This is a genomic window from Micromonospora sp. CPCC 205539 (genome assembly GCF_036906815.1).
GTDB lineage: Bacteria > Actinomycetota > Actinomycetes > Mycobacteriales > Micromonosporaceae > Micromonospora.
The window spans coordinates 23,427-30,091 of record NZ_JBAKHW010000059.1 but is presented as its reverse complement, the minus strand read 5'-3'; the positions used below and the strand labels follow the sequence as shown (position 1 = coordinate 30,091).

Below are 6,665 nucleotides of genomic sequence, written 5' to 3'. Positions count from 1 at the left end.
GCAGCGGCGCGGCCGGGGCGCCCGCCGCCCCGCCCGCCAGGGCGCAGGGCGGGGCGGTGCGGCGCGGCGCGCGGGGCCTCGGGCGACGGGCCGACGAGACGGTCGGGTGCCCGGTTTGAGGGTGAACCGGGCCCGGGTGTAGTGTTGTCGAGTCGACCAGGCTGTCTCCGCGTGCGAGCAGACAGCCACGAAAGCGGAGCGCCTGCTCCCACCCGAGTCGCCGCCACGGTGGCCGGGTCCGGTCCCCGGTTCCGGGCATGTCCCGGTGCCGGATGCGCGATCCTTGTGATCGTGCTGACCGGTCGAGCGGGCCCTGGCATGCGCCGGGGCCTTCTGCTTTCCGGGTCGGTTCCCACCCGGGAGCCGCGGGGGTCGGCAACAGAGCAGAAACGACTCGAGGAGGCCCCATCAGCGTCGAACCACGCGTGAACGAGCAGATCCGGGCACGTGAGGTCCGACTGGTCGGCCCCGAGGGTGAGCAGGTGGGCATCGTCCCGCTGGAGCGCGCCCTTCAGCTGGCTGCGGACGTCGATCTGGACCTGGTCGAGGTTGCGCCGATGGCGCGCCCGCCGGTGTGCAAGCTCATGGACTTCGGCAAGTTCAAGTACGAGAGCGCACTCAAGGCGCGCGAAGCGCGGCGTAACCAGCAGCAGACCGTCATCAAGGAAATGAAGCTTCGACCGAAGATCGACCCGCACGACTACGAGACCAAGAAGGGTCACGTGGTGCGGTTCCTCAAGGCGGGCGACAAGGTCAAGGTGACGATCATGTTCCGCGGTCGCGAGCAGAGCCGCCCGGAGCTGGGCTACCGGCTCCTGCGCCGGCTCGAATCCGAGATCACGGAACTGGGCTACGTCGAGGCCGCTCCGAAGCAGGACGGCCGAAACATGATCATGGTTCTCGCTCCGCACCGGGCCGTCAAGGCCTCCGCGGTCGCCGCTACGGCGTCCCGCGTTGGCCCTCGCGACCGGGCCGCGGACGAGTCCGCCCCGGGCGCCGATGAGACCGTGGCGGTCGGCGAGACCGCAACAGCCGGTGACACCGGCACCGTCGCCGACACCAACGGCGAGTAACAGGGGAGAGGCGTTCCACATGCCGAAGATGAAGAGCCACACGGGTATGGGTAAGCGGGTCAAGGTGACCGGCAAGGGCAAGATCGTTGCCCAGCAGGCCGGCCTCCGCCACAACCTGGAGAAGAAGCCCTCCACCCAGACCCGCCGGCTGACCGGCACGGTCGTGCTGGCCAAGGCCGACGTCAAGCGCATCAAGAAGCTGCTCGGCCGCTGACGCGCGCCACCTTTACGTAATTAGGAGTTGAGATGGCACGCGTCAAGCGGGCTGTAAACGCCCAGAAGAAGCGTCGTACCCTGCTGGAGTCCGCGAGCGGTTACCGCGGTCAGCGCTCCCGGCTGTACCGCAAGGCCAAGGAGCAGGTGCTGCACTCGATGCAGTACGCCTACCGGGACCGTCGCGACCGCAAGGGCGACTTCCGGCAGCTGTGGATTCAGCGGATCAACGCGGGCGCCCGGGCCAACGGGATGACCTACAACCGTCTGATCCAGGGCCTGCGTCTGGCCGGCATCGAGGTCGACCGCAAGATCATGGCCGACCTGGCCGTCAACGACGCCGCCGCCTTCGCGGCGATCGTCGAGCTGGCCCGGGCCGCGGTCGCGGCCGAGGGCACCGGCGGCGCGGCGGCTCAGGCCGCCTGATCCCCACGCACCTGAGCGAGGCGTCTCCCGTGTCGGCATCGCCGTCCGGGGGGCGCCTCAATCGTGCCGGAGGAGCGCACACCATGGCTTTCACCCCGCGTACCCCCAGGGTTGTCGCCGCCCGCCGCCTGCAACGCCGCCGGGACCGCGACGCCACCGGCCGTTTCCTGGCCGAGGGCCCGCAGGCGGTCCGCGAGGCCCTCGCGCGGCCGGAGGTGGTCACCGAGTTGTTCGGTACGCCCACCGCGCTCGACAGGTACCCGGAGTTGGCCGCGACGGCGGCCCGCGCCGACGTGCCGGTCTCCGAGGTGACCGACGATGCCCTCGCGGCGCTGACCGAGACCGTCGCCCCACAGGGGTTGGTCGCCGTCTGCCGGCACGTGGACGTCTCACTGGAGCAGGCCCTCGCGGGTGCGCCCCGGCTGGTGGCGGTGCTCGCCGAGATCCGTGACCCGGGCAACGCCGGCACCGTGCTGCGCACCGCCGACGCGGCCGGTGCGGGTGCGGTGATCTTCGCCGGAGACGCCGTCGACCCGTACAACGGTAAGTGTGTGCGGGCCTCGGCCGGCAGCCTCTTCCACGTCGACGTGGTGCGCGCCAGCGACCCGGTCGCTGTGGTCGACGCGCTGCGCGCCGCCGGGCTGTCGATCTTCGCCACCACCGGGTACGGCGACAGCGACCTCGACGACCTGACCGACTACGGTCGGCTCGTCGGGCCCACCGCCTGGCTGTTCGGGTCGGAGGCGCACGGGCTGCCCGAGGGGTTGACCGCCGCCGCCGACACCACGGTGCGAGTGCCGCTCTACGGGCGCGCGGAGAGCCTCAACCTGGCTGCCGCCGCGGCGGTCTGCCTGTACGCTTCAGCGAGAGCACAGCGCTGACGGTGGTGTCCGCACCCGGCGCGACAGACAGCAGGGGAGAGCGTCCGTCGATGAACGCGCAACAGCGTTCGTTTAGCCAGCCCGCCGGTGTCGGCGGGCGGCAGGCCTGACCTGCTCCCTGCGCAACTCCTACCGGCGGGCTGCGGCACAGCCGCGCGTCCGTAGACTCGCCTAGCCGCCCCGGTGAGGGCTGGCGCCGCCGTGAGGGAGTGCCCGTACGCCATGAGCTACCGCAACGATCCGTACGACCCGAAGCAGGTCGCCCTGCTCGACCCCGCCGCCCTGGCCGAGGCTGTGGCCGACGCCGCGAAGGCGTTCGCCGCCGCCGCCGACCCGGACGCGTTGACCGCGCTGCGCCCCGCGCACCTGGGTGACCGGTCACCGGTCTCGCTGGCCCGTCGGGAGATCGGCGCGCTGCCGCCGGCCGCAAAGTCCGACGCTGGCAAGCGGGTCAACGAGGCCCGCCGGGCGATCGAGTCCGCGTACGCCGAGCGCGCGGAGGTGGTGGAGCGCGAGCAGGCCGAGCGGGTGCTGGTCGAGGAGCGGGTGGACGTCACCCTGCCCTACGACCGACGTCCACGTGGCGCCCGGCACCCTTTGAGCACCCTGATGGAGTCGATCAGCGACCTCTTCGTGGGGATGGGCTACGAGGTGGCCGAGGGGCCCGAGGTCGACCTGGAGTGGGTCAACTTCGACGCGCTGAACATCCCCGCCGACCACCCGGCGCGCGGGTTGATGGACACGTTCCACATCGCACCGGAGGGCTCCGGCCTGGTGCTGCGGACGCACACGTCCACCGTGCAGACGCGCACCATGCTCAGCCGCAAGCCGCCGATCTACGTGATCGTGCCCGGCCGCGTCTACCGCACCGACGAGATCGACGCCACGCACAGCCCGGTGTTCCACCAGGCCGAGGGCCTCGTCGTGGACAAGGGCATCACCATGGCGCACCTGCGGGGCACCCTCGACCACTTCGCCCGGGCGATGTTCGGCCCGGAGGCGAAGACCCGGTGGCGGCCGCACTACTTCCCGTTCACCGAGCCGTCGGCGGAGTTCGACGTCTGGTTCCCGGAGCACCGCGACGGCCCGCAGTGGGTCGAGTGGGGTGGCTGCGGAATGGTCAACCCGCGGGTGCTGCGTGCCTGCGGTGTCGACCCGGAGGTCTACTCCGGATTCGCGTTCGGCATGGGCATCGACCGGACCCTGATGGTCCGGCACGGGGTCAGCGACATCCGCCATCTCTTCGAGGGCGACGTGCGGTTCAGCCGCGGGCTCGGGACCGGGGCGTAGGCGATGCGGGTACGAGACACGGGAACGGTGGTCTGACGTCATGCGAGTTTCTGTCAGTTGGCTGCGGGAGTACGTCGACCTCCCCGCCGACCTGCCCACCGGTGACCTGGAGCAGGCGCTGGTCGACCTCGGCATCGAGGTCGAGTCCGTGGTGGACCTCCGGGAGACCATCACCGGTCAGCTCGTCGTCGGCGAGGTCCGTGAGATCGAGGAGCTGACCGGCTTCAAGAAGCCGATCCGGTTCTGCCGGGTCGACGTGGGCGACGCCAACGGCACCGGCGAGCCGCAGGAGATCGTCTGCGGGGCGCGCAACTTCGCCCCCGGTGACCGGGTGGTGGTGATCCTGCCCGGCGGTGTGCTGCCCGGCGGCTTCGCCATCGGCGCCCGCAAGACGTACGGGCACAACTCCGCCGGCATGATCTGCTCGGCGAAGGAGCTGGGCCTGGGCGACGACCACTCCGGCATCATCGTGCTGCCCCCCGACGTGGGGGCCAAGCCGGGCGACGACGCGCGGGCCGTGGTCGGCCTCGATGACGTCGTGTTCGAGCTGGAGATCACCCCGGACCGGGGGTACGCGCTGAGCCTGCGCGGCCTGGCCCGGGAGTTGTCGCACGCGTTCGACGTTCCGTTGCGTGACCCGGCACTGGTGCCCGCGCCGGGCGGCACCGACGCGCCGGCGTACCCGGTGGAGGTGCGCGACCCGGTCGGCTGCGACCGGTTCGCGGCGCGCCTGGTCCGCGGCGTCGACCCGACCGCGCCCACGCCGTCCTGGATGCAGCAGCGGCTCACCACCGCCGGCATCCGCAGCATCTCGCTGCCGGTCGACATCACCAACTACGTGATGCTCGAGCTGGGCCAGCCGATGCACGCCTTCGACGCCGACCGGATCGCCGGGCCACTGGTGGTCCGTCGCGCCGAGCCGGGGGAGAAGCTGACCACGCTGGACGGGGTCAACCGGGTGCTCACCGCGGACGACATGGTCATCTGCGACGACAGTGGGCCGATCTCGCTCGCCGCGGTGATGGGCGGCGAGACCAGCGAGGTCGTCGGCGGCACCACCGACGTGCTCTTCGAGGCGGCGCACTGGGACCCGGCGATGGTGGGGCGTACCGCCCGTCGGCACAAGCTGTTCAGCGAGGCCGCGAAGCGCTGGGAGCGGGGCGTCGACCCGGCCCTGCCACTGGTCGCGTTGGAGCGGGCCGTGCGGCTGCTCACCGAGCACGGCGGCGGCACCCCGGGCGCGGAGATCCTGGACATCGACCACGTCCGTCCGCGTACCCCGATCAGCCTGCCCGCGGATCTGCCCACCCGGCGGGTCGGGGTCACCTACCCGCCGGCGCGGGTGGTGGCCCTGCTCGAACAGGTCGGCTGCACGGTCGCGCAGGGCGCGGACCGGCTGGCCGAGGACCCGGGCGCGGTCGGCGTGGCCAGCGGCGCGGGGGTCGCGCTCAGCGTCACCCCGCCGAGCTGGCGGCCCGACCTGACCGACCCGGCCGACCTGGTCGAGGAGGTGGTCCGCCTCGACGGGTACGACCGCGTGCCGTCGGTGCTGCCCACCGCGCCCCCCGGCCGTGGTCTGACCGCGCGGCAGCGTCGCCGCCGGGCGGTCGCGGTGTCGCTGGCCGAGCGGGGGTACGTCGAGGTGCTCGCGCACCCGTTCGTGGCGACCGAGCTGGCCGATCTGCTCGGCCTGCCGGCCGACGACCCGCGTCGGCCCGCGGTGCGGCTGGCCAACCCGCTGTCCGAGGAGGAGCCGCTGCTGCGCACCACGCTGCTCGGCCCGCTGCTCGGCATCCTCAAGCGCAACCTCGGCCGGGGTCACCGTGACCTCGCGCTCTACGAGGTCGGCGCGGTCTTCCACCCGCGGGTCGGTGCCGGCAGCCCGCCGGCGATGGGCGTCGACCGGCGCCCCACCGACGCGGAGTTCGCCGCCGCCGACGCCGTGGTGCCGGCCCAGCCGGTGCACGTCGCGGCGGTGCTGAGCGGCGACCTCGACCCGGCCGGCTGGTGGGGTCCGGGTCGGGCGGCCGGTTGGGCGGACGCGATCGAGGCGGCCCGCGACGTGCTGGCCGCCGCCGGGATCCCCGACGAGCGGGTCGAGGTTCGCGCCGCCGAGCACGCCCCGTGGCACCCCGGCCGTTGCGCCGAGCTGCGGGTCGACGGCACGGTCGTCGGGTACGCCGGTGAGCTGCACCCGGCGGTGGTGGCCGCGTTGGAGCTGCCCCGCCGTACCAGCGCCATGGAACTCGACCTGGACGCGTTGCCGGCCGCGCCGGTGACGCCCGCCCCGGCGGTCTCCGGTTTCCCGCCGGCGCTGATCGACGTGGCCCTGGTGGTGGCCGACTCGGTGCCGGCGGAGCAGGTGCGCCGGGCGCTCGAGGCGGGTGCCGGCGAGCTGCTGGAGGACGTGCGGCTCTTCGACGTGTACGCCGGCGCGCAGCTCGGGGAGGGGCGCCGGTCGTTGGCGTACAAGCTGACCTTCCGCGCTCCGGACCGCACGCTGACCGTCGAGGAGGCGGTGGCCGCCCGGGACGCGGCGGTCGCCGTCGCGGCGGAGCGCCTCGGCGCCACCCTGCGGGGCGCGTAGCTCGTCCCGTGCTCGAATTGCTGGCGGTGGCTGCCGTTCTCGCGGCGGCCACCGCCGGCCTGCTCTGGGCCCGCCGGCACCTACTGCTGGTCGCGGTGGTACGGGCGCGGTATGGAGCCGACGCTGCGGCTCCCGGTGACCGGGTGCTGGCCCGGCGAATGCGCTGGCCCGGGCTGCTCGGCGTGGTGATCGATC

General features: G+C 73.0%; 6 protein-coding genes. All 6 read left to right on the top strand.

The genetic code is table 11. The annotated features are described in order from the left end of the window. Positions 1–425 precede the first annotated feature (425 nt). Entirely contained in the window at positions 426–1,073 is a 648-nt protein-coding gene (infC, locus tag V6V47_RS30490) for a translation initiation factor IF-3 (RefSeq protein ID WP_334631965.1), read from the top strand. A 19-nt stretch (positions 1,074–1,092) separates the two neighbouring features. After that, positions 1,093–1,287 (top strand): 50S ribosomal protein L35, encoded by a 195-nt coding sequence (gene rpmI, locus V6V47_RS30485; RefSeq protein WP_007458415.1) that lies wholly within the window; start codon positions 1,093–1,095, stop codon positions 1,285–1,287. Positions 1,288–1,319: 32 nt separating this feature from the next. Then, positions 1,320–1,712 carry a 50S ribosomal protein L20 gene (gene rplT / locus V6V47_RS30480; protein ID WP_334631964.1) on the top strand — a complete coding sequence of 131 codons (393 nt, stop codon included), beginning with the start codon at positions 1,320–1,322 and terminating at the stop codon, positions 1,710–1,712. A gap of 83 nt (positions 1,713–1,795) precedes the next feature. Beyond that, entirely contained in the window at positions 1,796–2,593 is a 798-nt protein-coding gene (locus V6V47_RS30475) for a TrmH family RNA methyltransferase (RefSeq protein WP_442934332.1), read from the top strand. Positions 2,594–2,815: 222 nt separating this feature from the next. Next, positions 2,816–3,883, top strand: a complete 1,068-nt coding sequence (pheS, locus tag V6V47_RS30470) for a phenylalanine--tRNA ligase subunit alpha (RefSeq protein ID WP_334631962.1) — start codon at positions 2,816–2,818, stop codon at positions 3,881–3,883. Positions 3,884–3,923: 40 nt separating this feature from the next. Beyond that, a complete protein-coding gene (gene pheT, locus V6V47_RS30465; protein ID WP_334631961.1) occupies positions 3,924–6,470 on the top strand; it encodes a phenylalanine--tRNA ligase subunit beta in 2,547 nt (848 codons plus the stop codon). Positions 6,471–6,665: the final 195 nt, after the last annotated feature.